18 protein-coding genes and 1 tRNA gene are annotated in these 25,667 nt (G+C 34.2%); 9 read left to right on the forward strand and 10 right to left on the reverse strand.

Translation table 11 applies throughout. The features are described 5' to 3' along the window. Positions 1–2 precede the first annotated feature (2 nt). The 5 genes from Q0912_RS09590 to Q0912_RS09610 all read right to left on the reverse strand — a co-directional run bounded on the left by Q0912_RS09590 (position 3) and on the right by Q0912_RS09610 (position 7,559). Positions 3–1,967, reverse strand: coding sequence for a glycoside hydrolase family 13 protein (locus Q0912_RS09590; protein ID WP_299114468.1), 1,965 nt, complete (start codon positions 1,965–1,967; stop codon positions 3–5). A 47-nt stretch (positions 1,968–2,014) separates the two neighbouring features. Next, positions 2,015–4,321 (reverse strand): glycoside hydrolase family 65 protein, encoded by a 2,307-nt coding sequence (locus Q0912_RS09595; protein ID WP_299114469.1) that lies wholly within the window; start codon positions 4,319–4,321, stop codon positions 2,015–2,017. A 40-nt stretch (positions 4,322–4,361) separates the two neighbouring features. Continuing rightward, positions 4,362–5,018 (reverse strand): beta-phosphoglucomutase, encoded by a 657-nt coding sequence (pgmB, locus tag Q0912_RS09600; protein ID WP_299114471.1) that lies wholly within the window; start codon positions 5,016–5,018, stop codon positions 4,362–4,364. A 5-nt stretch (positions 5,019–5,023) separates the two neighbouring features. After that, the gene (locus Q0912_RS09605; protein WP_299114473.1) at positions 5,024–6,379 is read right to left on the reverse strand and encodes an MFS transporter; all 1,356 of its coding nucleotides are present in this window, start codon (positions 6,377–6,379) and stop codon (positions 5,024–5,026) included. Positions 6,380–6,509: 130 nt separating this feature from the next. After that, on the reverse strand, positions 6,510–7,559 hold the full coding sequence (locus Q0912_RS09610) for a LacI family DNA-binding transcriptional regulator (RefSeq protein WP_299114475.1): 1,050 nt from the start codon (positions 7,557–7,559) through the stop codon (positions 6,510–6,512). A 269-nt stretch (positions 7,560–7,828) separates the two neighbouring features. On the opposite strand from Q0912_RS09610, the gene Q0912_RS09615 reads away from it, so the two are divergent. From Q0912_RS09615 to Q0912_RS09630, 4 genes are all read left to right on the forward strand, one after another. After that, on the forward strand, positions 7,829–10,750 hold the full coding sequence (locus Q0912_RS09615) for a SusC/RagA family TonB-linked outer membrane protein (RefSeq protein WP_299114476.1): 2,922 nt from the start codon (positions 7,829–7,831) through the stop codon (positions 10,748–10,750). A 4-nt stretch (positions 10,751–10,754) separates the two neighbouring features. Then, on the forward strand, positions 10,755–12,386 hold the full coding sequence (locus Q0912_RS09620) for a RagB/SusD family nutrient uptake outer membrane protein (RefSeq protein WP_299114478.1): 1,632 nt from the start codon (positions 10,755–10,757) through the stop codon (positions 12,384–12,386). A 12-nt stretch (positions 12,387–12,398) separates the two neighbouring features. Next, positions 12,399–13,505 carry a SusE domain-containing protein gene (locus Q0912_RS09625; protein WP_299114479.1) on the forward strand — a complete coding sequence of 369 codons (1,107 nt, stop codon included), beginning with the start codon at positions 12,399–12,401 and terminating at the stop codon, positions 13,503–13,505. 75 nt (positions 13,506–13,580) lie between these two features. Beyond that, positions 13,581–16,487, forward strand: a complete 2,907-nt coding sequence (locus Q0912_RS09630) for an alpha-amylase family glycosyl hydrolase (protein WP_299114480.1) — start codon at positions 13,581–13,583, stop codon at positions 16,485–16,487. 106 nt (positions 16,488–16,593) lie between these two features. Here the strand turns inward: Q0912_RS09630 and Q0912_RS09635 are convergent. After that, positions 16,594–16,675 (reverse strand) — tRNA-Leu (locus tag Q0912_RS09635). 118 nt (positions 16,676–16,793) lie between these two features. Between Q0912_RS09635 and Q0912_RS09640 the strand changes: the two genes are divergently transcribed. Continuing rightward, the gene (locus Q0912_RS09640; RefSeq protein WP_299114482.1) at positions 16,794–18,182 is read left to right on the forward strand and encodes a dipeptidase; all 1,389 of its coding nucleotides are present in this window, start codon (positions 16,794–16,796) and stop codon (positions 18,180–18,182) included. Positions 18,183–18,185: 3 nt separating this feature from the next. Here Q0912_RS09640 and Q0912_RS09645 read toward each other — a convergent pair whose 3' ends face one another. Then, on the reverse strand, positions 18,186–19,574 hold the full coding sequence (locus Q0912_RS09645) for a M28 family peptidase (protein ID WP_299114484.1): 1,389 nt from the start codon (positions 19,572–19,574) through the stop codon (positions 18,186–18,188). Between the two features lie 124 nt (positions 19,575–19,698). On the opposite strand from Q0912_RS09645, the gene Q0912_RS09650 reads away from it, so the two are divergent. The 4 genes from Q0912_RS09650 to Q0912_RS09665 all read left to right on the forward strand — a co-directional run bounded on the left by Q0912_RS09650 (position 19,699) and on the right by Q0912_RS09665 (position 24,209). Continuing rightward, complete coding sequence (locus Q0912_RS09650) at positions 19,699–20,064, forward strand: BlaI/MecI/CopY family transcriptional regulator (protein WP_299114486.1); 366 nt, start codon at positions 19,699–19,701, stop codon at positions 20,062–20,064. Positions 20,065–20,066: 2 nt separating this feature from the next. Next, the gene (locus Q0912_RS09655) at positions 20,067–22,487 is read left to right on the forward strand and encodes a M56 family metallopeptidase (RefSeq protein ID WP_299114488.1); all 2,421 of its coding nucleotides are present in this window, start codon (positions 20,067–20,069) and stop codon (positions 22,485–22,487) included. Between the two features lie 112 nt (positions 22,488–22,599). Beyond that, the gene (locus tag Q0912_RS09660; RefSeq protein WP_299114490.1) at positions 22,600–23,700 is read left to right on the forward strand and encodes a DUF4407 domain-containing protein; all 1,101 of its coding nucleotides are present in this window, start codon (positions 22,600–22,602) and stop codon (positions 23,698–23,700) included. A 41-nt stretch (positions 23,701–23,741) separates the two neighbouring features. Continuing rightward, entirely contained in the window at positions 23,742–24,209 is a 468-nt protein-coding gene (locus tag Q0912_RS09665) for a nuclear transport factor 2 family protein (protein WP_299114492.1), read from the forward strand. A 94-nt stretch (positions 24,210–24,303) separates the two neighbouring features. Here Q0912_RS09665 and Q0912_RS09670 read toward each other — a convergent pair whose 3' ends face one another. The 3 genes from Q0912_RS09670 to Q0912_RS09680 form a co-directional block, all read right to left on the reverse strand. Then, a complete protein-coding gene (locus tag Q0912_RS09670; RefSeq protein ID WP_299114494.1) occupies positions 24,304–24,594 on the reverse strand; it encodes an STAS domain-containing protein in 291 nt (96 codons plus the stop codon). A gap of 211 nt (positions 24,595–24,805) precedes the next feature. Further along, positions 24,806–25,069, reverse strand: a complete 264-nt coding sequence (locus Q0912_RS09675; protein ID WP_299114496.1) for a DUF1272 domain-containing protein — start codon at positions 25,067–25,069, stop codon at positions 24,806–24,808. A gap of 1 nt (position 25,070) precedes the next feature. Then, positions 25,071–25,646, reverse strand: coding sequence for an alkylphosphonate utilization protein (locus Q0912_RS09680; protein ID WP_299114498.1), 576 nt, complete (start codon positions 25,644–25,646; stop codon positions 25,071–25,073). Positions 25,647–25,667 lie beyond the last annotated feature (21 nt).

Here is a 25,667-nt window from a genome sequence, read left to right on the forward strand (position 1 = left end):
AACTATAGCTTTGTAGTTAGTAGCATTACACCTTTAGATTTCAAATCAATGACATCACCCCATTTTAGAGTTTCTCCAGTAATGATATTCTTAAGTGTTTTTCCCTTTAACCCTATTTCCTTTTGGTAATTAAGGTCTATAGTTATAATATCTTCATTCTTATTTAATATTAAAACAACAGTTTCATCACCCAATGTTCTATACATAAAATAGGTACCAACAAATGGTGCAAAATGCGTAGTTTTTCCTTCATGAATGGCTTTACTGTCTTTTCTGTAGTTGAATAACTTTTTGATGAAAGATTGCATGTCCTTTTGCTCATCTGTAAGACCTTGACCAGTAAATGTATTCACTTTATCTCCTTCCCAACCACCAGGAAAATCTGTACGGATTAATCCATGATCTCCAGGTTTTGCAAAATCGTTCATTAAGATTTCTGTACCATAATACATTTGCATAATTCTAGGCATTACAGCATAAGTTGCCATTGCCATTTTGGTGTTGGTAATATCGCCTTCCATTTGTGTGAAAATGCGACTCATATCATGGTTATCTGGAAACACCATAATATCCTTTGGACTCGCATAATGAAAGTCGTTTGCCAATCCTTCATAGATTTTCACCAAACCTGTATCCCATGACTCTTTTTCCTTTATACCCTCAACTACTAAATTCTGCATAGCAAAATCCATTGAAGATCTTAAGTTAGAGTCGTACCCATCTTTATTATTTGCACCTTCTTGCCAATACCCAATAAGTAACGGATTATAACTCCACTCTTCTCCTACTATACTAAAGTTTGGATATTCAGTCATTATGGCTCCAGCCCAATCGCTCATAAAGTCTTTATCTGGATATGGATAGGTATCTTGACGGATTCCTCCCAATTGAGCTGTTTCAATCCACCAAATGCTGTTCTGAATGATATATCTTGCCATAAAGGGATTACGTTGATTTAAGTCTGGCATTGTTGCCACAAACCAACCCTCGTTGTTTCCTTTTCTATCAGCTTCTGACGCATATATATCTTGATTAGTTGTACGCCTGTGGTTAGAGTTTATGGTATATGAGTTACCCCAGTTTTCTAGATTTTCTTCAAAATTTTCTTGAAGATTAACCCAATCTTTAAAAGGCAAGTCCTTCATCCACCAATGATATAATCCGCAATGGTTAGCCACTTGATCCATAACCAATTTCATACCCTTTTCTTTAAGCTTAGCTGATAATTCCTGATATTCAGCCAAAGTTCCAAAACGCGGGTCAATTTCATACAAATCTGTAACAGCATAACCATGATATGAGCCTCGTTTCATATCATTAGTTAAAAGTGGTTGAGGCCAAACTGCTGTAAAGCCTAAATCGTGTATATAATCTATATGCTGTGTGACTCCAGCAATATCCCCACCATGTCTAGCATAATCATCACTTCGATTTATAGTCTTCTCCAACATTTCTGGTTGCCCCTCAATACCCAATGGCGTATCGTTAGTTGTGATTCCATTTACAAAACGATCTGGAGTTATTAAATAAATAGCATCACTACTGTTGAAACCTATATAATCGTCAGCTGGCTTTACCCGTTCTTTTAATTCATAAGTAGCAATGAGTTCCTCACCCGAGTCTTTTTTAAAAGACATATTGAATTTTCCGGCTTTAGCTTTTGAAATGTCTAAATCAACAAATAAATAATTGTTACTATTATCGCCTTTTGAAACATTTATAATAGAAACTCCTGAGTAATTTACACTTGGTTTATAGTCTGAAATATTTGGATGTTTCACCAAAAGTTGAAGACTATCATTCTTAAAACCAGTCCACCAATTCGGTGGTTCTATACGCTCTATATCATTAACTTCAACCAGAGATGTATCTGATGAAGAAGATGTTTCTGCATTTGGTGAATTCTCTTTACAAGACATTAAAAAAACAAATACCAAAGCTATTAGAGTACTAAATATATTTTTCATACTAGTAAAGTTTTTAATATTCTTGATTTGAGGCGTAATCAATTTTCTTATACTGTGACCAAATTATTTGGTGAAATACTCACGGACTTATCATTAACAACAATTTCTAAATCTTCATTACCTTCTAATTCAAAATGTGTATGTCCTTGGCAAACATTTACTTTGAGTATTTGATGTCTAAAGTTGACCTTAAAAGAATAACCATCCCATTGTTTAGGTATTCTAGGTTCAAAGGTTAATGTATTATCTTTAACACGCATACCACCAAAACCTTCTACGATGCTCATCCAAGTACCAGCCATTGAGGTAATGTGTAAGCCTTCATGTACCTCGTGATTGTAATCATCTAAATCTAGTCGAGATGTTCTTAAATAGAAAGTATAGGCTTGCTCCATACGATCTAACTTCGCTGCCTGAATACTATGTACACAGGGTGACAATGAGCTCTCATGCACTGTGAATGGTTCATAAAAATCAAAATGACGTTCTAATTCTTCAGTGCTAAACTGGTCTTCAAAAAAGTAGAAGCCTTGTAATGTATCTGCTTGCTTAATGTATGGTGAACGTAAAATACGATCCCATGACCATTTTTGATTTATTGGTCGTTGTGACTTATCTAAGTCAGCAACAGAAATTAATTCTTTATCTAAAAAGCCATCTTGTTGCAAATAAACATTATGTTTTTCGGAATATGGAAAATACATATTATCTGCTATAGCTTCCCATTCTTTGATTTCTGCTTTAGACAACTTTGCCTTATTCATTATACGTGTATAATCGGTAGAAAACTCAGAGGCAATACGCGCTATATTTACTATAGTGTAATTAATACACCATTGCGCAATGTAATTAGTATACCAATTATTGTTGACGTTGTTTTCGTATTCATTAGGGCCAGTAACACCAAGGATAACATACTTGTTTTTATCGGTTGAAAATGTTGCTCTTTGATGCCAAAAGCGTGCAATACCAATAAGAACTTCTAAGCCCATTTCTGGGATATAACTATAGTCGCCTGTGTAACGATAGTAATTAAAAATTGCAAAGGCAATAGCTCCATTTCTATGAATTTCTTCAAAGGTAATTTCCCATTCATTATGGCATTCTTCGCCATTCATAGTTACCATAGGATATAATGCTGCACCATTAGTAAATCCTAATTTTTCAGCATTTTCTATGGCCTTACCTAAATGTTTGTAGCGGTAGGTCAATAAATTTCTGGCAACACTTTGATCTTTAGTTGCCATATAAAATGGAATACAGTAGGCTTCGGTATCCCAATAGGTACTACCGCCATATTTTTCGCCTGTAAATCCTTTAGGTCCAATGTTTAATCTTGCATCAGTACCCAGATAAGTCTGATTTAAATGAAAAATATTAAATCGTATGCCTTGTTGAGCTTTAACATCTCCATCTATAGTAATATCTGCCATGTCCCAAATCTTAGACCAGGCATTTTTCTGAGCCTCTAATAAAACAGAAAAACCAGATTTAGTAGCCTTTTCCAGGACTGATTTCGCAGCAGTTACCAATTCATATTTGTCGTGATTTCTATCAACAGTATATCCTCCAAACTTATGTATGGTGTAAGTTTCATTTTGCTTAACTTCATAATTATAACTAAATGAAGCGCTATTAGAATCTGCATTAATATTTGGATTTATGAGAATCGATTTGCCATCAATAAAGACTTGTGACTCCATAAACGTACAAGTATAAAAATCCGTCTTCATGGTCTTAGCCTGAATAAAAGCCTGATTATTCTCGTGGCTTACATTCAACGTATCCCAAAACTTATCATCCCAATTAGTATCTTCGTTTGTAATACCACTATCAATATATGGTCTGTAGGTTATTGACGCGTTAGAATTTAAAGGTGTAACCGAATAGTTAATAGCACCTAATTCATCTATATCCAAGCTCAAAAAGCGTTTTGTATTTACTTTTATTTTTATGCCATTTTTAAGTGTGGCAATAAAACTTCTGGATAGCCAACCTTCTCTCATGTTAAGCTCTCGTCTAAAGTTTTCAACGCTCTTGCAATTATGAAGATCTAATGCTTCGTCATTTATATAAACATTGATACCTATCCAATTTGGCGCATTTAAGACCTTAGCGAAATATTCTGGATAGCCATTTTTCCACCAACCTACTCTGGTTTTGTCTGGGTAGTAAACACCTGCGATATAACTTCCTTGAAATGTAGGTCCCGAATATCTTTCTTCAAAATTGGCACGTTGCCCCATAGCACCATTGCCTATACTAAATAAGCTTTCGGATGCTTTTACATGGCTTGGATCAAATCCTTCTTCTATGATTGACCAATCATTGGGTATGATATAATCTAAATTCATATATATTCTTATTTGAAAGCTCTAATGAGCATTCTATGTTTTAATTTTTAATTAATGCTATTATAAATTCATCTGAGATTTCCGTAAAGTCTTTGAATACGTAATCTGCATCCCTTAGGATCTTTTTGTCTCCAATTCCGATAGAAACCATATCAGCAACATTAGCAGCTTCAACACCTGCGACAGAATCTTCGAAAACAATACAATCTTTAGGGTTAATGTTTAAGAGCTCAGCAGCTATTAAAAACACTTCTGGATCTGGTTTAGCTTTACTAACATCATTACCATCTACTATGGCATTAAAATGTTCTCTTAAATTAACACGCTCTAAAATGGTTCTGGCATTTTTACTTGCAGAACCTAAGGATATGGGTTGCTGTTTTTCTCTCAATCTATTTAATACTCTTGGAACATCTGGTAGAATCTCATTCTCATCCATTTTAGAAATATGACTTAAGTAATCATCATTTTTCTTTGCCATTAATTCCGTAAACTTATCTTCAGAAATTGTTTTATTTCCCCAAGACAATATTTTTTCTAACGACCTTACACGGCTTACACCTTTAAGCTGCTCGTTTTCTTCTTCTGTAAAGTCAATATTTAAACTATTAGCCAATTTTTTCCAAGCTAAAAAATGGTATTTGGCTGTGTCCACAATGACACCGTCCAGATCGAATATGAATCCTTTTTTAGTCATTTAATTTAGTTTTCTACTTTTAAGACTTCATCATCAACATCTTTTACTCTTGAAACAAGAAGAGCAGCAATAATAAATGACACACCACTTAACACTAGAGCGTAGATAGGTTTATCGTTGTATAAGTATTTCACCATTGGACCTCCAATTAGTGCATTTAAAATTTGTGGTAACACAATAAAAAAGTTGAAAATTCCCATATAGACACCCATTTTTCTGGCAGGTATTGAACCTGCAAGAATTGCATAAGGCATTGCAAGGATACTTGCCCAAGCCACACCAACTCCCACCATTGAAAGTATTAACCAATTTTTATCTGGTAAAACATAAAGTGATAGTAGCCCTAATGCACCAACTATGAGTGAATACGAATGTGTTTTCTTACGTCCAATTTTCTTTGCGATAGCAGGCAAGAAAAATGCATATATGGCTGAAACTAAATTATAAACGCCGAACAAAATTCCGACCCAATCACCTGCGTCTTGAAACCCCTTGCTATGAGTATCTGTTATATCTAAACCATAAATGTGCGATGCGATTGCTGGTGTGGCAAAAACCCACATTCCAAAAAGCCCAAACCAAGAAAAAAATTGGACCCATGCTAATTGACGCATCGTATCTGGCATTTTAGCAAAATCGGAAAATATATTTAGTAGACTTGAAGATTCTTCCTCTTCCATGATTTCACCTTCGGCAGCAAGAATTAGAGCCATTTCTTCTGGTGAATACTCCTTGGTAGTTATAACAGTAACTAAAATACTTCCTATTAATACTGCCGCACCAATAAAAAATGACAACAACAGATTTAGGGGAACTTCACCGACACTAGCTTCATTGGTTACACCAAACCAATTGGTTAATACATAAGGTAACCATGATCCTATCACAGCACCTATACCAATTAATATAGTTTGAACACTAAATCCAAGTGTTCTTTGATCTGAAGGTAACACATCTGCAACAAGAGCTCTGAATGGCTCCATGGCAATATTAAATGAAGCATCCATTATCATTAACATTCCAGCACCTACCCATAGCGCAGGCATAAATGCTGTAAACATATCTGAATTGGGCATAAAAATTAAGCCTAAAGAGGCGAGAATGGCACCTACTAAGAAATAGGGTCTACGTCTTCCTAGTTTAGTCCAGGTTCTATCACTATAATGACCTATAATTGGCTGTACAATTAATCCAGTTAAAGGAGCTACAATCCAAAACCATGACAACTCATGAACATCTGCACCAAAAATTTGAAGTATTCTACTTGCGTTAGCATTTTGCAGGGCAAAACCCATTTGAACCCCTAAGAAACCGAAACTTAAATTCCAGATTTCCCAAAAGCTTAATTTACGCTTTTCCATGAAATAGTATGTTTTAAATTAATACTATTCTGACAAGCAAAGCTTATCAAAACTTATGTGTAGAAGTGAAAATATAAGTTTTGATTTGCGGTAAAGATATAAAAGATTTTAAAACCGCAAAGTTAAATTTCTATTTGGTGGACTCGCGCTCAATCAAATCTGTGGCAATAACTACGGTTTGATATTCCTCTTCGACATCCTCATTAATCTCATTTTCTAATTTGTCAATTAAAAGATCTGCAGCTTTTTCGCCCATATGCTGTGCATGCTGACTCACAGTGGTAAGACTAGGCGTTGCATGCTTAGACAAAACCCCATCTGTAAAACCAATTACTTGTACATCCTTAGGTATATCTAGCCCTAATTTTCTGGCAACTTTCATAGCAGAAAGTGCATATAATTCATTAACTGCAAAAACACCATCAATTTTTTTATTAGATTTAAATAGTAATTCTATTTCTGCTTCGAGTTCTTCTAAGTGTACTTTATAGTCTAACGTATCATCAATCTTTAATATTAATTCTGCTTTGGGAGTCATCTTATGCTCTTCTAAAGCTTCCAAATAGCCCTGAGTCCTTAGTTTACCAACACTAACATAGTCTTTAGTGGTAATTAAAGCAATAGATTTACATTTGTTTTCAATGAGTTTTTTTACTGCGTTTTTTGCTCCATTAAGGTCATCAACAATAACTTTATCACATTTAATATCTGATACAACTCTATCAAACATAACAATAGGCATACCCTGGCTCATGGTTTCATTAAAATGATGATAGTCTTGTTGCTGTAAAGTCTCTTTAGAGATTGATAATATAAAGCCATCTATACTCCCATTGGCAAGCATCTCCATATTTATAACCTCTTTAGAGAATGACTCATTGGATAAACCAATAATAACATTATAACCCCTTTTATTAGCTACTAATTCTACACCTCTAATTACCTTAGAGAAGAAATGATGTACAATTTCTGGGATAATAATACCTATAGTATTCGTTTTTCTGTTTTTAAGACTAAGCGCAATATTGTTTGGTCTGTAGTTATAAAGTTTAGCAAATGCTTGTACTTTTTGTTTAGTATCTTCACTTATTTCGGCACTATTTCGAAGTGCTTTCGATACCGTTGAGATAGACACATCCAATTCTCTAGCAATCTGTTTTAAGGTAATTTTTCTCTTCATAATTTTCATTACTCTAAAGACGAATATAACTAAATTATAAAATTTAAATTTCGAATTTCACAATTAAAGCTGTCTTTAATTGAAAATGTGGCATTTTTTAATGTTTTTATCCATATGTTAAACAAAACTTAAAAAGTTTTTAACACGAAAACGTTTTCGTTAGTGTTTACGCTGTTTTTAACACAAAAAACACATTTTATTTACATAGATTTAACCCAAGAAGTGAAAATATAAATCAATTAACTAAGCAATTAACTTAAAAATATTGTATGAAAACATTCTTAAATGCTTTATTATTCTGTTTAATTATGGTACCCGCAACATTGTTTGCACAAACAACAGTTTCTGGTACAATAACAGATAAGGCAGACGCAATGCCTTTACCAGGCGTAAATGTCATTATTAAAGGAACTGCTCGTGGAACAGCTACCGATTTTAACGGTGAGTTCTCACTAGAAGTTAATCAAGGTGAAACCATTGTAATTTCTTATTTAGGCTATATGTCTCAAGAAATAGTCTACAATGGACAATCAACATTAGATGTAGCCCTTGAGGAAGATGCAGCTCAACTTGATGAAGTTGTACTCATTGGTTATGGTTCTACAACAAAACAAGATGCCACAGGTTCTGTTGAAAAAGTTGGAGACGAAGAGTTTAACCGCGGTGCTATAGTAGCACCACAACAGCTTATTGCTGGTAAAGCTGCAGGTGTGCGTGTTACAACTGGTGGTGGAGCCGCAGGTGAAGGTGGTGAAATTAGAATACGTGGTGGTGCTTCTCTTTCGGCAACAAATGATCCATTAATTGTAATCGATGGATTACCAATTGATCAACGTGGTGGAGCGCAAGGAATTACAAATGCATTAAACGCTGTTAACCCAGCTGATATTGAAGATTTTGTAGTTTTAAAAGATGCTTCTGCAACGGCTATTTATGGTTCTAGAGCTTCTAATGGAGTTATTTTAATTACAACTAAGAAAGGACGTGCTAACCAACCTTTTAAAGTTGAGTATGGCTTACAGGCTTCTGTACGTAATGTAGCTAATACCGTTGATGTATTATCTGCACGTCAATATAGAGCCTTAGCTTCAGATCCTCGATTTGATGCATCTTCACTAGGTAATTCAAGTACTGATTGGCAAGATGAAATCTACTCTACTGGTGTAGGTATGATACACAATGTAACGGTATCTAAAGGTTATGAGGATTTTAACTTTAGAGTTAACCTTAACCATTCGTCACAAGAAGGGCCTTTAGATGGTTTGTTTGAAAGAACAGGTGTAAATATGGCTTTTGTACATCGATTCTTAGATAACGATTTGAAATTAACCTTAACATCGAATCTTACACAAAGTGAGTCTGATTTTGCAAATGATGGTGCTATTGGTAGTGCTATTAGATTTGATCCTACACAATCGGTATTTGATGAAAATGGAGATTTCACACAATATCCATTAAATCCTAATGCACCGATTAATCCACTTTGGTATTTAGATCCTGCTAATGATAATGATAGGCAAACTGTAAAACGTGCTATTACAAACTTTAATATAGATTACAGATTCTGGTTCTTAAAGGATCTACGATTTAATCTAAATGCAGGTATCGATTATGCTGAGAATGATGGTCATAAATTTGAAGCAGCAAGACCTAATATTGCAAATGGTGTTGCATTAAACGAAGTATCTTCTGGTCTTAATCGAAATACATCATTAGATTTTTATCTAAATTATAAATCTGAAATAGAATCTTTAAACACTAAGGTTGATATAACTGCTGGACATGCTTTTCAGGAATTTTATATAGAAAGTTTCTTTGATAGAGTATCTAATGCTAGTATTAGCCAAACAGATATTAATAGAAATGCATTAGAATCTTATTTTGCTAGAGCAAGTTTTGACATTGCTGATAAATACTTGATTTCAGCTAGTTACAGACGTGATGGTTCATCAAGATTTAGTGAAAAAAATCGTTGGGGTAATTTCCCAGGTGTCTCTCTTGGATGGAAGATTTCGAATGAAGCTTTTATGGAAGACTCTTTCTTCTCTAACTTAAAACTTAGAGCAGGTTGGGGTGTTACAGGACAGCAAGAATTAAATGATACTAATTATGGTTATTTAGGTATTTATACACCGTCACGTAACGATGCTGCTAATATTCAATTTGGTTACCAACTAACAAATGGGCAACTCGATTTAACTCAGCCAATATTTGTACAAACGCTTCGTCCAGAAGGATTTGACGAAAATCTAAAATGGGAAGAGACTGATCAGTATAATATTGGTTTAGATTTCGGATTCTTTAATAATCGACTTAGTGGTACTATAGATGGATATTATAGAGAAACAAAAGATTTACTATCAACCATCCCTACAGCTGCAGGATCTAATTTAACAGATCTTCTTACAACAAATGTCGGGGAGGTTACCAGTAGAGGTTTAGAATTATCATTAAATGGTGTTATCATCCAAAATGAAGATTTTGGCTGGGATGCTAATGTTAATCTCACATTCCAAGAGCAAGAGATTACACGTTTAAGTTTAAATAACGACCCTAATTACTTTATATTAAATGGTGGTATTTCAGGTGGTGTTGGTAATAACATTCAAATTTGGAGAGAAGGATATGACCCAACAACATTTTTTGTATTTAGACAAGTTTATGATGATAATGGAAACCCAATTGAAGGAGCTTACGTAGATGTTAATGGTGATAATCAAATCACTGAGGCAGACAGACAGCCATACAAAAAAGCAACACCTGATGCCTTTGTCGGTTTTACCAATAACTTGAGATATAAGAATTTAGATTTAAACTTTACATTTAGAGGAAGTTTTGGTAACTATGTATATAATAATAGTGCTTCAGCTAATGGTAATATTAGTGCAGTAGTTAACCAAGCAGGTTACCAAGCTAATGCACATTCTAGCTTCTTAGACACAGGTTTTGAAAACCAAAATCTGTTTTCGGACTTGTATATAGAGCGTGCTGACTTTGTGAGATTAGATAACATTTCTTTAGGCTACACTTTGCCGTTTGAAAAGATGACATTGAGAGCATCTTTAACAGCTACCAATGTATTTGTCATCACAGAGTATGATGGCTTAGACCCAGAGATAAGTAATGGTATAGAAGATAATTTCTATCCAAGAACAAGAGATATTGTATTAGGATTAAACTTTACATTCTAAAAAGATGAAAATTAATTATATAAACAACAAAGCTATGATGTTAAGAACAATGAAAAGCATCTTTATGGTATTTGCACTTGTACTTATGGTACAATCTTGTGAAGATCGTTTAGATTTGCAGCCAGAAGACGCACGTCTTACTGCTGAAGCTGCCTTTGAAGACCCTGCTGCATACAAGCAATTTTTAGCCAAAATTTATGCTGGGATTTCTTTAAGTGGGCAAGAAGGACCTGCAGGTTCACCTGACCTTCAAGGTTTAGACGAAGGGTTTTCTAACTACTTAAGACTATATTGGAAAATGCAAGAATTGACCACCGACGAAGCACTCATTGCTTGGAATGATGGTACAATTCAAGATTTACACGGCCAAGTATGGACCTCTGGTAACGAATTTATCAGAACAATGTATAGCCGTTTAATGTATCAAGTTGCTCTTTGTAACGAATTTTTACGCCAAACTACAAACTCTAAATTAGATAGTAGAGGTGTATCTTCAGAATTACAAGCCGAAATTCAAACCTTTAGAGCAGAAGCGCGCTTTATGAGAGCATTAACATATTGGCATGCTATGGATTTATTTGCAAATCCGCCATTTGTGACCGAAGATGATCCTATTGGAGCATTTCTTCCTCCTCAAATTCAAAGAGCAGATTTATTTGATTTCATAGAATCTGAATTATTAGATATTGAAGCTAATATGGCTGCACCACGTGCTAATGAGTATGGCAGAGCTGATAGAGCTGCCGCATGGATGCTTTTATCTAAGCTTTACCTCAATGCTGAAGTCTACACAGGAACTTCACGTTATGCTGATGTTATTACTTATACAAATAACATTATAGGTGCTGGCTACATGATTCCAGATATTCCTTATTTCCATTCATTCTTAGCAGACAATAACTCTAACGGAGCTCAAGAGGAAGTTATTTTTACTATTCCTTTTGATGGACAAAGAACACAAGCATTTGGTGGTATGACGTTTTTAACGCATGCACCTGTAGGTGGTTCAATGGATCCTGTAGATTTTGGTATTAATGGTGGATGGTTTGGTATAAGAACTACACCAACATTTGTAGAACAATTTCCAGATGAAGAAAATTCTGCTGACGGACGTGAGTTATTATTTACCGATGGGCAAAATAAAGATATTGCTGATGTGAGTAATTTTAATGATGGATTTGCAGTTGCCAAATATAGAAATGTAGATGTTAATGGTAACCCAGGTTCTGATACCACGGGTGATCATACAGATATAGATTTCCCAATGTTCAGGTTAGCAGATGCCTATCTTATGTATGCAGAAGCCGTATTAAGAGGTGGAGGAGGTTCCACTAGTACTGCTGTTGATTACATCAACGAATTAAGAGAGCGTGCTTATGGTAATACCAGCGGTAATATATTAGAAGCTGATCTTAATTTAGACTTTATTATTGATGAGCGATCAAGGGAATTATACTGGGAAGCCCATAGAAGAACAGATTTGATTAGGTTCGGCCAGTTTACAAGCAATGGTGTTTGGCAATGGAAAGGTGGTGTACAACAAGGCACAACAACTCCAGCATATAGAGATGTAATGCCTATACCAGCTACAGATTTAGGAATAAATACCAATTTAGAACAAAATACAGGATATTAATAAAAATAAATTATGAAAAAATTATCAATTTTAGGCCTTTTCATCTTTGCCTTAATAAGTTTTAATAGTTGTGAAACTGAAGATGACGTTGTTTTTACAACTAGTGGCTCAGAAGCAGCAGTAGTAACATTACCAGATAATGGTGCTTCTATAGTTTTAGATATAAACGAACCTATGAGCACAGCGGCTACAATCGTATGGGACGGAGCAAATTACAGTGTACCTACTGCAGTGAGCTACACAGTACAATTAGCATTATCAAACACCGATTTTGCTGCACCTATTGATGCAGGTTCAACTACTGAAAATTTCCTTGTGTGGACCAATGAACAATTAAATAGTGTTGCTGTAAATAATTTAATGCTTACACCATTTACTGCAGCTAACATAGATTTGAGAGTTCAATCTACTATTGGAGATGGTGCTGAACCTAGAAATTCTAATGTTGTAACGCTTTCTGTTACACCATATACAACAGATTTACCAAGATTGGCTGTACCAGGAAATCACCAAGGATGGAACCCTAGTGAAGCTGAAGTAGATTTTGTGCCTTACATTGCAGCTTCTGCATTTGGTGAAACTGATTTTGAAGGTTATGTATTTTTAGACGGTGGTTTTAAATTTGTTGAAGCCAATGATGTAGGAGTCTTTGAATGGGGAAATAAAGATTGGGGAGATGATGGTACATTTTCTGGGTCATTAATTAGTGATGGAGAAACTGATTTATCAGCATCTGCAGGTTATTACTATGTTAGAGCTAATACCGATCCAAATAATGATGGTACAGAACCAGGTACATATACTATTGAAGCTACAAGTTGGGCAATAACAGGTAGCGCTACTCCACTAGGGTGGCCAGATAATGGTATACAAGATCAAGACATGACTTATAATGCTACAACTAGAAAGTGGGAAATTACAATTAACCTAGACGTTAGTGGAGAATATAAGTTTAGAGCAAATGATGCTTGGGGACTTAACTTTGGTACTGATGATAATGATGATGGTTCATTAGACTATGGAGGTGGTAATTTCACTGTTCCAGAATCAGGAATGTACTTAGTAGAATTAGACCTAAGTAATCCAAGAGGTTATTCTCAAACCATTACATTACAATAATATATTGAGATAGTATAAAAAGGCTGTACATTATTTTGTTCAGCCTTTTTTTCTTAAAACTTAAAATATAATGCTATGAAAAAATTATTACTTGTTTTTATCTCATTCTTTGGAGTTTTACATGCACAACAACAGAATGTGATTTTTGAAATTACACCTTGTTCTTTTCAAGATAACGAACCCATAACCATTGTATTTGATGGTACATCTATAGATGAAAGTGCATGGCAAGTAAACAACAATCAACTCTTCTTATGGGCTTGGTCTTTTGATGAAAATGATGAAAATATTCAAGATAGCCCTACCAACGGGCAATGGACCAATAGTGACGCACAAAACATACTTACCTATAATGCTGGTGATGATGAATATAGCATTACATTCACTCCAACGATTTTTTATAATCGACCAAATATAGGAAGTATAGGATTTTTAATTAAAGCCGTTGATGGTACAGGAGATAAAAAATCTCAGGATATAGTCATTGAAGTTGGCGAGTCTTCATTTACAGCAACACGTACAATGCCTGCTACAAGTACACTAGTTGTGGCAAGTGGTAGTAACTTAGAGATTGCTGCTTCAAACACTTGTGGTGATGCTAACTATGTTTTAAGAGCAAATGGTACTATTATTAACTCGCAATCTATGGTGAGCTCTTATTCATATACAGATACAAATATTACAACCACAACATCATATCAATTAGAAGTAACTCAAGGTACTGATACCGAAATTATATCTGTATCTGCTGTAGTAAATCCAGGAACAGTATCGCAAAACATTCCAGCCGGATTAGAAGAAGGTATAAATTATGATGATGCTGACCCAACTAGAGCTACATTAGTATTAGACGCACCATTTAAAGATTATGTCTTAGTTGCTGGTAGCTTTAATAACTGGCAACCATCTTCTAGTTATGCTATGAAAAAAGATCCAACGTCATCGATGTTTTGGTTAGAGCTAACAAATCTTACACCAAATCAAATCGAAACGTATCAATATTGGGTTGTAGACGAAACACCTATTGCCAATAGTCCTGCATTAGTAAAAACTGCAGATCCCTATTCTACTTTGGTATTGTCACCTTTTGATGATCCATTTATACCTGCAGATAGTTATCCTAATCTTCCTGTATATCCCATAGGCCAAGAAAGAGAAGTTACAGTTTTGCAGACCAATCAAACAGAATATCCTTGGGTAGTTACTGATTTTGAAAAACCCAAAAAAGAAGACCTTATTATCTATGAAGTTTTAGTACGAGATTTTGATGGTGACAGAAACTATCAAGATTTAATTGATCGTATCTCATATTTTAAAAATCTAAATGTTAATGCCATTCAATTAATGCCAGTTATGGAATTTGAAGGCAATGAAAGTTGGGGTTATAACACCTCATTTCATATGGCTTTAGATAAATTTTACGGCACTGAAGACAAATTCAAAGAATTTATTGATCTATGCCACCAAAACGGTATAGCAGTTATATTAGATGTTGCTCTTAACCATGCTTTTGGTAGAAACCCTTTTAACAGAATGTGGATGGATGACCCAGATGGTGATGGATGGGGAGGGCCATCTTCTGAAAGTCCATACTTTAATCAGTTCCCTACACATTCATTTAATGTGGGTAATGATTTTAACCATCAGCAAGATCGTGTTAAAAACTATGTGAAACGTGTGGTTAAACATTGGGTTGAAGAATTTCATATTGATGGACTTCGTTGGGATTTAACAAAAGGATTTACACAAAATTGTGGTAATGGTACTTTTGATGGGGATTTTGGTTGTACCCAAATATACCAGCAAGATCGTGTTGATGTTTTAAGAGAGTATGCTGACTATTCTTGGTCATTGGATGAAACACATTATGTTATTTTTGAACACTTAGGAGAATCTAATGAAGAAAAGCAATGGGCAGATTATAGACTTGGTGATGCTATACCAAAGGGTATAATGACTTGGGGTAAAATGACAGAACCTTATGCACAATTATCTAAAGGCTTTGGTGGTGCACCAGCAAACCTTACAGGTGTTGGACATGTGAGTAGAAATTTTAATGACAAACGTCTTGTAGGTTATGCAGAAAGCCATGATGAGGAACGTGTAATGTATTTAACACAAGCCGAAGGTAACCAGGCAGTACAGAATGCTACACTTCTTGAATCTGCTTTACTCAGAGCATCTTCTGTAGCAGCAACGTTAATTCCTGTGCCTGGACCAAAAATGATCTGGCATTTTGGACCTTTAGGTATGAACAACTCTATTTTTACCTGCTCTAATGGTTCTACTAATTTTCCAAATTTTGATCTCGATGGTCAAGGAGATTGTAAACTAGATACTAAACCTCAACCACAATGGACTGAGAACTGGTTAGGAGATGCTAATAGGTTACAAGTCTATGAGGATTATGCAAGATTAAATGCCCTAAAAATAAACGAGCCTGTATTTGAAGCTAATTATAGTTTCAGCCCTATTTCAAATAATATTATACAGCGTTTATATATATGGGATGATAATTTACCATCAACTACATTAAAAAATGTAGTCGTTATAGCTAATTTTTCGGTTGCAGACCAAAATAATATCAATCCAGATTTTCCGTATACCGGAACCTGGTATGATTTAATGGACGAAACAGGAAACACTTCTATTAATGTTACAGGTACCACTAACCCAATAGCTGTGCCTGCTGGACAATTTAGAATATTTGGTAATCAACCCTCTCAAGCACTTAGTATAGAAGATGAAACATTAGCTGGGTTTACTATTTACCCTAACCCATCCAGAACAACATTTAGCATTAATGAAAATGTGTCTAATGTAAAAATTTACAGCCTTACAGGTAAGCTTGTAGAAGCGTATAACGGTAGTTTTACAACATCTGACACTTTTGATATATCAGCTTTAAACTCAGGAATTTATTTGGTTAAAGTAGAAAATAACAAGCAACAATCCATGACAACTAAGTTAGTCAAGCTCTAATTATTAAGTGTTTTTTGAGCAAAAAAGAGCTTCTCAATGAGAAGCTCTTTTTCTTTTTAAAGTATAAATTAAAAAAGCCGAAACAAGAGTTTCGGCTTTTTATCTGTACAGGCGGCGAGACTCGAACTCGCACACCTCGCGGCACTAGATCCTAAGTCTAGCGTGTCTACCAATTCCACCACGCCTGCATTCATCCATTATAAAATGGGATGCAAATATAAACAATAGTTTCAATATTCAAATAGCATTTAAACAAGAAATATTAGTCTTAGTTTTTCTTATTTTTGTTAGAAATCAAATCCTATCATGCAAAATATAAATTCCTATATCAAAGAACACAAACAACGTTTTTTAGACGAACTCATGGAGCTTTTAAAAATTCCATCAATAAGTGCTGATTCAGCCTATAAAGATGATGTTTTAAAAACTGCTGAAGTCATTAAGACTAGTCTACAAAAAGCAGGTTGCGACCATGTAGAAATCTGTGAAACTGATGGTTATCCTATTGTATATGGCGAAAAATTTATAAATAAAAACCTGCCTACAGTATTGGTATATGGTCATTATGATGTGCAACCACCAGATCCTTTAGACCTTTGGAAATCACCACCTTTTGAGCCTGTAATACAACATACAGATTTACATCCAGATGGTGCCATTTTTGCTCGTGGTGCATGTGATGATAAAGGGCAAATGTATATGCATGTAAAGGCTCTTGAATACATGACAAAGCATAATGAGCTCCCATGCAATGTTAAATTTATGATTGAAGGTGAAGAAGAAGTCGGCAGTGAAAATCTAGGGATTTTTGTAGCTAACAACAGAGAAAAGCTTAAAAATGATGTTATCTTAATCTCTGATACCGGAATGATTGCCAAGGATGTACCTTCAATTACAACAGGACTAAGAGGTCTAAGCTACGTCGAAGTTGAAGTTACTGGTCCTAATCGGGATTTACATTCTGGTTTGTATGGTGGTGCCGTGGCTAATCCTATCAATGTTTTAACAAAGATGATTGCATCGCTTCACGATGAGAATAACCATATTACCATTCCTGGATTTTATGATAAGGTTGAAAATCTATCTGATAGCGAACGTGAAGAAATGGCAAAAGCACCTTTTTCTTTAGATGCCTATAAAAAAGCCTTGGATATTGATGCCGTTTATGGAGAAAAAGGATACACAACAAACGAGCGTAACTCAATTAGACCAACACTTGATGTTAATGGAATTTGGGGAGGTTATATTGGTGAAGGAGCAAAAACAGTCATTGCCAGCAAAGCTTTTGCAAAAATCTCCATGCGATTAGTGCCACATCAGGACTGGGAAGAAATTACAGAATTGTTTAAAGTGCATTTTGAAAGCATCGCTCCAAAAGGTGTTAAAGTGAGTGTAACACCTCATCATGGAGGTCAGGGTTATGTTACACCAATTAATAGTATTGGCTATCTAGCTGCTTCTAAAGCCTATGAGCAAACTTTTGGTAAAACACCAATACCGCAACGTAGTGGTGGAAGCATTCCAATTGTATCGCTTTTTGAACAAGAATTGAAAAGTAAAACCATTTTAATGGGCTTTGGCTTAGACAGTGACGCTATACACTCACCAAATGAGCATTTCGGAATTTGGAATTACTTAAAAGGTATTGAAACCATTCCTTGGTTTTATAAATATTTTACTGAGCTAAAAAAATAAGTCTTACTCATTTACAATCTTATAAGTCGAAGATTTATTTTGTGACTTGAGAGTGACAAAATACACACCTGATGGGAAATTATTGAATTCAATTTCAATATGACGTTTTAGGGATTTATGTCTTTCAATCTCTTTACCTAAAATATCATTAATGGTAATATTTAATTCTGCTTCTGTAAAGTTTTCAATCTTTAAAATTGAAATTACTGGATTTGGATAAATTTTTATCTCAGAAGGTAAAAAGTCTTCTGTTGATAATACAGAAAAAGTAACGCAAGTACTTACTTCTGAGCAAGTACCATTACTAACTTCAACAGCATAATTACCACTGGTTAAAGGCACGAATGTTTGATTTGTTTCACCAGCGACTGGCATATTAGTATCACAGTTAAACCATTGGTATGTACCAGAAATTTCGTTAGAGGTTAACGCAGTTGATGATTGTGTAATTGTATGATCTAGATTAACCAAACCAGCTTTTGACACCATATAAGCTGTTACCAGCTTTGTTAATTCTGTCATATACTGAAAGTCTATATCCTCCGCCCTATCACCTGACGTATGATAATCTGGTGTTTGATCATTAGTCTCCCAAGATTCGCCAACTAATACCGCAGAATACCCTTGATTCCAAAAACGTGAGTGATCACTAGCTGTGGTACCAGGATCTACGACAATAGCGTTTAAATCAAAAGTATATGTATTTAAAATATTTATTAAATCATCTTTTATTGCAATAGAGTTTCCTATGTTACGTACATCAATGTCAAATTCATTATCTCCTGCAGTTCCAGGAACATCACCATCATAACCAATCATATCCATATTAATAACACCTAAAATATTATCTCTTGTGTTTCCATTAGTTGCATCAGCTGCCTGCTGTGCATAGAAATTAGCGCCTAACAAACCTATCTCCTCTTCATCCCAAAGTGCATATATAATTGTATTGTCAATACATTGCGCAGATAAAATTCTTGCAATTTCTATAACTGCCGAGACACCTGTTGCATTATCATCTGCACAAAAAGTGGTTACAGAATCGTAGTGCGCGCATACCATATAGATATTATCCTGATTGGTCTGCCCAATCTGTGTAGCGATGATATTTTTTCCTGTACTATTAAAATTCTGGAATTCAACGGTAAGATTAGAAAAGGCTTCGAGTCGTTCTTTAATATAATCCGCTGCTAAATCATTATTACTTTGCACGCGACTAGTTATGGTTTGCATACTACCATCAATCATAGTAGCTTGTTCTCCTGAAAGTTCAGACACACTGAGCTGCAAATTTGAATTACTCACAGCATTGATTACATCTTCAATGGATTGCGCATACGATAGACCAATAACTGTAAAAATAGATAATACAGAAAGTAAAATCCTTTTCATTTTTAATCAAATTTTCTTTTTCAACTATAACAAATATACACATTTGCAACTGCCCTTAGATTTCAATTTTGAATATTAAATATTTTATTCTACATTTGTAGAGTTAATTCTAAATATGTAGAACATGCAACTTTCAAAAACCGAAGAACAATTAATGCAATACCTCTGGAAACTCGAAAAAGCTTTTATGAAAGATCTTTTGGAAGTGTATCCAGAACCTAAGCCTGCTACCACCACAGTTGCAACTTTATTAAAGCGAATGATTGGTAAAGGGTTTGTTGACTATAAAACCTATGGTAAATCAAGAGAGTATTATCCGCTAGTAAAGAAAGAAGATTACTTCTCTAAACATGTTAATGGGTTAATTAAAACCTTCTTTAACGACAGTGCTTCTCAATTTGCATCCTTCTTTACAAGAAAGACAGATTTAACGAAAGAAGAGTTGGAAGAACTTAAATCTATCATTGACCAAGAAATTAAAAATAAGTAATTATGGAAATCTATTTATTGAAATTCTCAGCATGCCTTTTAGTGTTTTGGTTGATTTATGTGTTGTTATTAGAACGCCAAAGGATGCACCAATTTAAGCGCTTTTATCTTTTAGGTTCTATCTCACTTGCTATAATTATTCCGTTACTAACAATTACATATTACATTGAACCTGTAATAAACAACCTTGAAGCTTCTCTAATTTCTATTCCAATAGAGCCTTCTTTTGACAATACTTCTCTTGAAGAGACATCTTTATTAAGCCTGGAAACCCTACTTTGGTGTGTATATGGTCTAGGTGTATTGCTATTAAGTATTCGATTTACAGTAAATCTTGTTAAGCTTTATCGCAATATTTCAAAAAATGAAAAAATAGCTAAGCACTCATTAATCTATGTATTACTTAAAGAATATCGTATACCGCATTCATTTTTTAAATATGTCTTTTTGAATAAATTAAAATTTGAAAATGACGATATCCCAAAAGAAGTATTATTACATGAAGAAACTCACGCCAGGCAGTTACATAGTTTAGATATTATTCTACTAGAGTTGCTACAAATAGTTTTTTGGTTTCATCCTTTGGTTTATATCCTAAAACATCATGTTAAATTAAACCATGAATTCTTAGCAGACCAGGCAGTTTTAGAACACGGTACAGACTCTAAAAATTATCAAAATATCCTATTACAATTTTCATCAAATACTCAAGAATATCAGCTCTCGAGTGCCATCAATTATTCATCATTCAAAAAACGATTTACAGTTATGAAAACACAAACCTCAAAAACCAGAATTTGGTTAAGCACATTTTTACTCATACCTATTGTTGCTATTCTCTTCTACAGTTTTGCCGAAAAAGAATATGTGGAAAAAGACAATTCTGAGATTACAAATGAATTACAAAATGCTAATGACTTACAATTAATTTATACAGGTGGTGCCACTAAAGCCATGATACAAGAATACAATGAATGGATTATAAAGTTTAATACAACGCATCAAATAGATCATTCAAAATACCAGCGTATAGTAGCAATATATGATATGATGACTAAGGAGCAGCAAAACTCTGTTGAGCCTTACCCTATTATACCAGATATGAATTTATCTAAAGTAAAGCCAATCGTCCCTACTCAAGCGCAATTTGAATCATGGAAAGACGCAAATAAATTTGCCATTTGGATTGATGGTAAGCATATATCAAATTCTGAATTGAACAATTATGAATTCAGTGATATTGCACACTTTGTTGGCTCTAAAGTTTACGATAATGCGCGCAGCAAAAAATTTCCACAGCCATTTCAATATAGCTTATACACAAAAAAAGGGTTTAAAGAATCTTATCAAAAATCTACTATTAATAGCTATAACAGTTTAAGTAAAACATATACCGATGCAATAAAAAAATATCTTAACGGTCCACAGACCGATAATTCAGAGCTCAAAATTATAAAGACTCAAGCAGATAAGCTTTATAAGCAATTCACTAAAGATGAATTAGAAAACTATAGCATTTTACCTACTCCTCCTATTCCTGCACAATACAAAGCAACATCTCAACAATCAAAAAGTAAGGTAACTAACAGTGATCCTAATGTTGAAGATACTCAAGATATCTATAATCCGACATTTTTAGAGTACATTATAGAGATGGAGCAACAAGGTACTTCGTTTTATCTCGATAATAAAAAAATCACATCAGAGAAAGCAAAGTCTATTGCTAAAACTAACAAAGGTAAGAGTACAGATATGTTAACTCAAAAAAATGCTAATGGAAAATATATTGTAAAGTTATACTCAACTAAGTATAATGAGACGCAACAAAGAGCATCAAAAAAACAAGTTGACGAATACAATGCATTAGCAAAAAAATATAATAGCATCCCTAAAGGTAAAATGGTGATTAAATATAAAGAACAAAAACGTATAGAGTATCTTTATAGTTTAATGTCGGATGAACAAAAGAAGAATGCACAACCTTACCCTGATTTTCCACCAAAGCCAGAAGTGGTTGAAATAAAAGTACCCGAACCTCCTAAACCTAAAAAACCAAAATACAAAGTAAAGGAGATTAAAGAGGTAGAGCCACCTTCACCTCCAAAGGTTATGAAAATGAAAACTAAGGATGGTAAAGTTGTAGAAGTTAAAGAAATCCCAACTCCCGAGCTTGTTGAGGCCCCACCACCTCCACCGCCTCCGCCAGCACCAGAATCTACTTTGGATTTTGTAATTAGAATGGCAAAGACAAATGCTAAGTTTTTTAATGAAGGGAAATCTATTTCTTCTGACAAAGCCATTGAATTATTAAAAAACAATTCTAAACTAAATGTAAAAGCACAAAAGACAGATACCAAACAACCTTTGGTTTATATTTCTAAAAAGCCAGTGTTGATTGAGGTAAAAGAAAAACCAAAAAACTAAGACACTCAAAATTCAAATAAAAAGCCTCACTAATTGAGGCTTTTTTTATTAAATTATGTAACAAAGTCATAGTTTTGACGTTCTAATATACTATCAATCAAAACAATCAATCATGTTAAAGCAATTCTTCATTTTATGTTCTGGAACGGACACCGATATTTTAAACGACTGTTCCATTGGTGAACAAAATAAATATGCAGGTATTGGAGCAACAGTATTTTTCACAGCTTTAATGGCTGCTATTGCCTCAAGTTATGCACTTTACACAGTATTTGACAATCTATTTACTTCAATATTTTTTGGCATAATTTGGGGGTTACTCATTTTTAATTTAGATCGTTATATCGTTTCTACTATAAAAAAACGTGATAATGTTTTAGACGAAATTCTACAGGCAACTCCAAGAATTTTTCTAGCTATAATTATTGCTGTAGTTATTTCTAAACCTTTGGAGTTAAAGATTTTTGAAAAGGAAATCAATCAAGTCCTTTTAGAGCAGAAGAATGATTTAACCCTTGCCAACCAAAACCAGATTGCACAACAGTTTAATCCTAAAATTGCTGATTTAGAAAACCAAATCTTAGGTCTACAAACACAAATTGACACCAAGGAAACTGAAGTCAATGCACTTTACGACACTTATATCACTGAAGCAGAAGGTACATCGGGCACTATGAAATTGGGTAAAGGACCTGTTTATAAAGAAAAACGCGAAAAGCACGATGCTGCTTTAGCAGAATTGCAACAACTCAAAACTGATAATAAAGCTAAAATCACAACCCTAGAAAGTGAAATTATTGCGCTACAAGGAGATTACAAAACCAATGTTGCAGAATCACAACCCGTTATTGATAACTTTGATGGTTTAATGGCTCGTGTTAATGCTTTAGGTAAACTACCTTGGTTGCCTTCATTCTTTATTTTTTTATTATTCTTAGCCATTGAAACCTCTCCAATCATTGCTAAATTATTATCACCAAAAGGCGAATTTGACTTTAAGTTAGAAGATCAAGAGACCACAGTTAAAAGTTGGACCATGCAACAAGTAGCAGAACGCAAACTACTAGTTAAAACCGATAATGACATTAACAATAAGGTTTATACCGAAATCGCTGATGAAGAAGAGGTAATGAACTACAAGCGAAAAAAAGCACGCGAATTAATGCAACATCAGGCTGATGCGTTTTTGAAAAAGCAAAAAGGTGTGCTTTAGATAATAGTTGTTATTTTTAAGATTGAATTAAATTCAATCTTATGAAAACCATTTATAAATTTTTACTTTTAGTCTTATTTACAAGTTGTATTAGTGTAAAGGCGGATATTCGTAATGAATCCATCCAACAACCTACAAATATTGAAGCAGCAGAAGCCGCAATTAGATTAGTCATGGAGCGACAAGAAATGGCGTGGAATAATCATGATCTTAAAGGTTTTATGCAAGGCTATTGGAAAAGCGATTCTCTTAAATTTTATGGAAGCAACGGACTTACTAAAGGTTGGGAACAAACCCTAAATAACTATAAAAAAAACTATTCCACAAAAGCAGAAAGTGGCACTCTAAGTTTTGTGATTAATGATATATCTAAAATTGAAGGTGATAACTACTGGGTTATGGGAGAGTATCACTTAAAACGAGATATTGGGAATGCCGATGGTGTCTTTATAATTATCTTTAAAAAGATAAATGGAGAATGGAAAATTGTGGCCGATATGTCTTGTTAAATATATAAAAGTACAAAGTGTTTCCGAGAGTATTAATCTGTCACGAAAAACACTAGTCGGAAACACTTTATTTTAAGTCTTATATCATCTGCAATTATGCAGCTACAGTTGTATTTTCTTGTGTTTTAAAATGATCGTACAATTCTTTGCAACCTAAGCCTATAATTGATAATCGCTTAGATTTTGTAATAGATTCATTATGCAATCTTGCTAATGCCATTACACCAGCTCTATCAATGCTTTCAACGCTTTCTATGTCTAATAGAATATCGTCTAGCTTATCAAAGATGTTAGAAAAGTGTGCATTAAACGTTTTAAGATTCAACTTGTTTAAAGTTCCTTTTATCTGAAAACGGTTGTTGTAGTTGGTAATCTGTAAATCCATAATAAATAATGTTCGTTCATACTAATTTAGGGCTATTAATCAGTAAACTTTGGTGCTATTAATTAGAGGGATGACCACAATATCTAACATATTATTTTTGTACAATTATAAAATCGACAAATGGTAATTTAGATTGGATTATGCGAAAAAGTCTGTTTATTTTTTCGATAAACAACACACTTACAACCACATACAGTGTAAGAAACTAAAACTATTGAGATTGTAGTTTCTTGAGATGCGCTTCTAAATCAACTGGCTTATGAATTATGGTTGTAGACACAGGATATTTCTTCAAGAGTTTCTCTGGTCGTATTGGTCGTTTTTCAAATCCACCACCACAATTAGGACAAACTTCTTGTAAAAGCACTACACAATCTTTACAGAATGTACATTCAAACGTACAGATCATAGCCTCATTAGAATTATAAGGTAATTTCTTGTTACAGTTTTCGCAAGTTGGTCTAATTTCTAACATCTTAAATTTTCTTTACATATTGCGTGATGATAACGATTTGCTGGCCATCAACTCTACCTTCTATGTACTCAGGATTTTCATGATCTAATCTTATATTTCGTACTGCTGTACCTTGTTTAGCCACCATACTAGACCCTTTTACCTTAAGGTCTTTTATTAAGACAACAGAATCACCATGCTTTAAAACAACACCATTAACATCTCTATGTACAATTTTGTTTTCATCATCTTCACCATCTCCAGAAGCTTTTGCGAGTTCCAAAGTGTCGTCTTCTAAATACATCATGCTTAGTAAATCTTGTGGCCAATCTGCTTTAATACGATTGAGCATTCTCCAGGCCATAATCTTAACTGCATCATGTTCACTCCACATACTATCATTAAGGCACCTCCAGTGATTGGCATTAATCTTATCCGAATCGTTCATTTGATCAACACAAGTACTACATGCGTATAAAGTTGTATCTAAGCCATTTTCCTTAATATCTGGCACTTTATAAACCGATAGGTTTTCATCAATATCACATAATTCACATTGATTATTACTACGTTGTTGAAGTTGTTTTTCTAAAGACATACCAACAAAGATAAGAGTACT

Origin of the sequence: uncultured Winogradskyella sp., assembly GCF_947498345.1 — a bacterium.
Lineage (GTDB): Bacteria > Bacteroidota > Bacteroidia > Flavobacteriales > Flavobacteriaceae > Winogradskyella.

Bases quoted from the DNA above. Each gene is read 5' to 3' on its own strand.
- Q0912_RS09590 (WP_299114468.1), bottom strand. From the start codon at position 1,967: ATGAAAAATATATTTAGTACTCTAATAGCTTTGGTATTTGTTTTTTTA.
- Q0912_RS09595 (WP_299114469.1), bottom strand. From the start codon at position 4,321: ATGAATTTAGATTATATCATACCCAATGATTGGTCAATCATAGAAGAA.
- pgmB (WP_299114471.1), bottom strand. From the start codon at position 5,018: ATGACTAAAAAAGGATTCATATTCGATCTGGACGGTGTCATTGTGGAC.
- Q0912_RS09605 (WP_299114473.1), bottom strand. From the start codon at position 6,379: ATGGAAAAGCGTAAATTAAGCTTTTGGGAAATCTGGAATTTAAGTTTC.
- Q0912_RS09610 (WP_299114475.1), bottom strand. From the start codon at position 7,559: ATGAAGAGAAAAATTACCTTAAAACAGATTGCTAGAGAATTGGATGTG.
- Q0912_RS09615 (WP_299114476.1), top strand. From the start codon at position 7,829: ATGAAAACATTCTTAAATGCTTTATTATTCTGTTTAATTATGGTACCC.
- Q0912_RS09620 (WP_299114478.1), top strand. From the start codon at position 10,755: ATGAAAATTAATTATATAAACAACAAAGCTATGATGTTAAGAACAATG.
- Q0912_RS09625 (WP_299114479.1), top strand. From the start codon at position 12,399: ATGAAAAAATTATCAATTTTAGGCCTTTTCATCTTTGCCTTAATAAGT.
- Q0912_RS09630 (WP_299114480.1), top strand. From the start codon at position 13,581: ATGAAAAAATTATTACTTGTTTTTATCTCATTCTTTGGAGTTTTACAT.
- Q0912_RS09640 (WP_299114482.1), top strand. From the start codon at position 16,794: ATGCAAAATATAAATTCCTATATCAAAGAACACAAACAACGTTTTTTA.
- Q0912_RS09645 (WP_299114484.1), bottom strand. From the start codon at position 19,574: ATGAAAAGGATTTTACTTTCTGTATTATCTATTTTTACAGTTATTGGT.
- Q0912_RS09650 (WP_299114486.1), top strand. From the start codon at position 19,699: ATGCAACTTTCAAAAACCGAAGAACAATTAATGCAATACCTCTGGAAA.
- Q0912_RS09655 (WP_299114488.1), top strand. From the start codon at position 20,067: ATGGAAATCTATTTATTGAAATTCTCAGCATGCCTTTTAGTGTTTTGG.
- Q0912_RS09660 (WP_299114490.1), top strand. From the start codon at position 22,600: ATGTTAAAGCAATTCTTCATTTTATGTTCTGGAACGGACACCGATATT.
- Q0912_RS09665 (WP_299114492.1), top strand. From the start codon at position 23,742: ATGAAAACCATTTATAAATTTTTACTTTTAGTCTTATTTACAAGTTGT.
- Q0912_RS09670 (WP_299114494.1), bottom strand. From the start codon at position 24,594: ATGGATTTACAGATTACCAACTACAACAACCGTTTTCAGATAAAAGGA.
- Q0912_RS09675 (WP_299114496.1), bottom strand. From the start codon at position 25,069: ATGTTAGAAATTAGACCAACTTGCGAAAACTGTAACAAGAAATTACCT.
- Q0912_RS09680 (WP_299114498.1), bottom strand. From the start codon at position 25,646: ATGTCTTTAGAAAAACAACTTCAACAACGTAGTAATAATCAATGTGAA.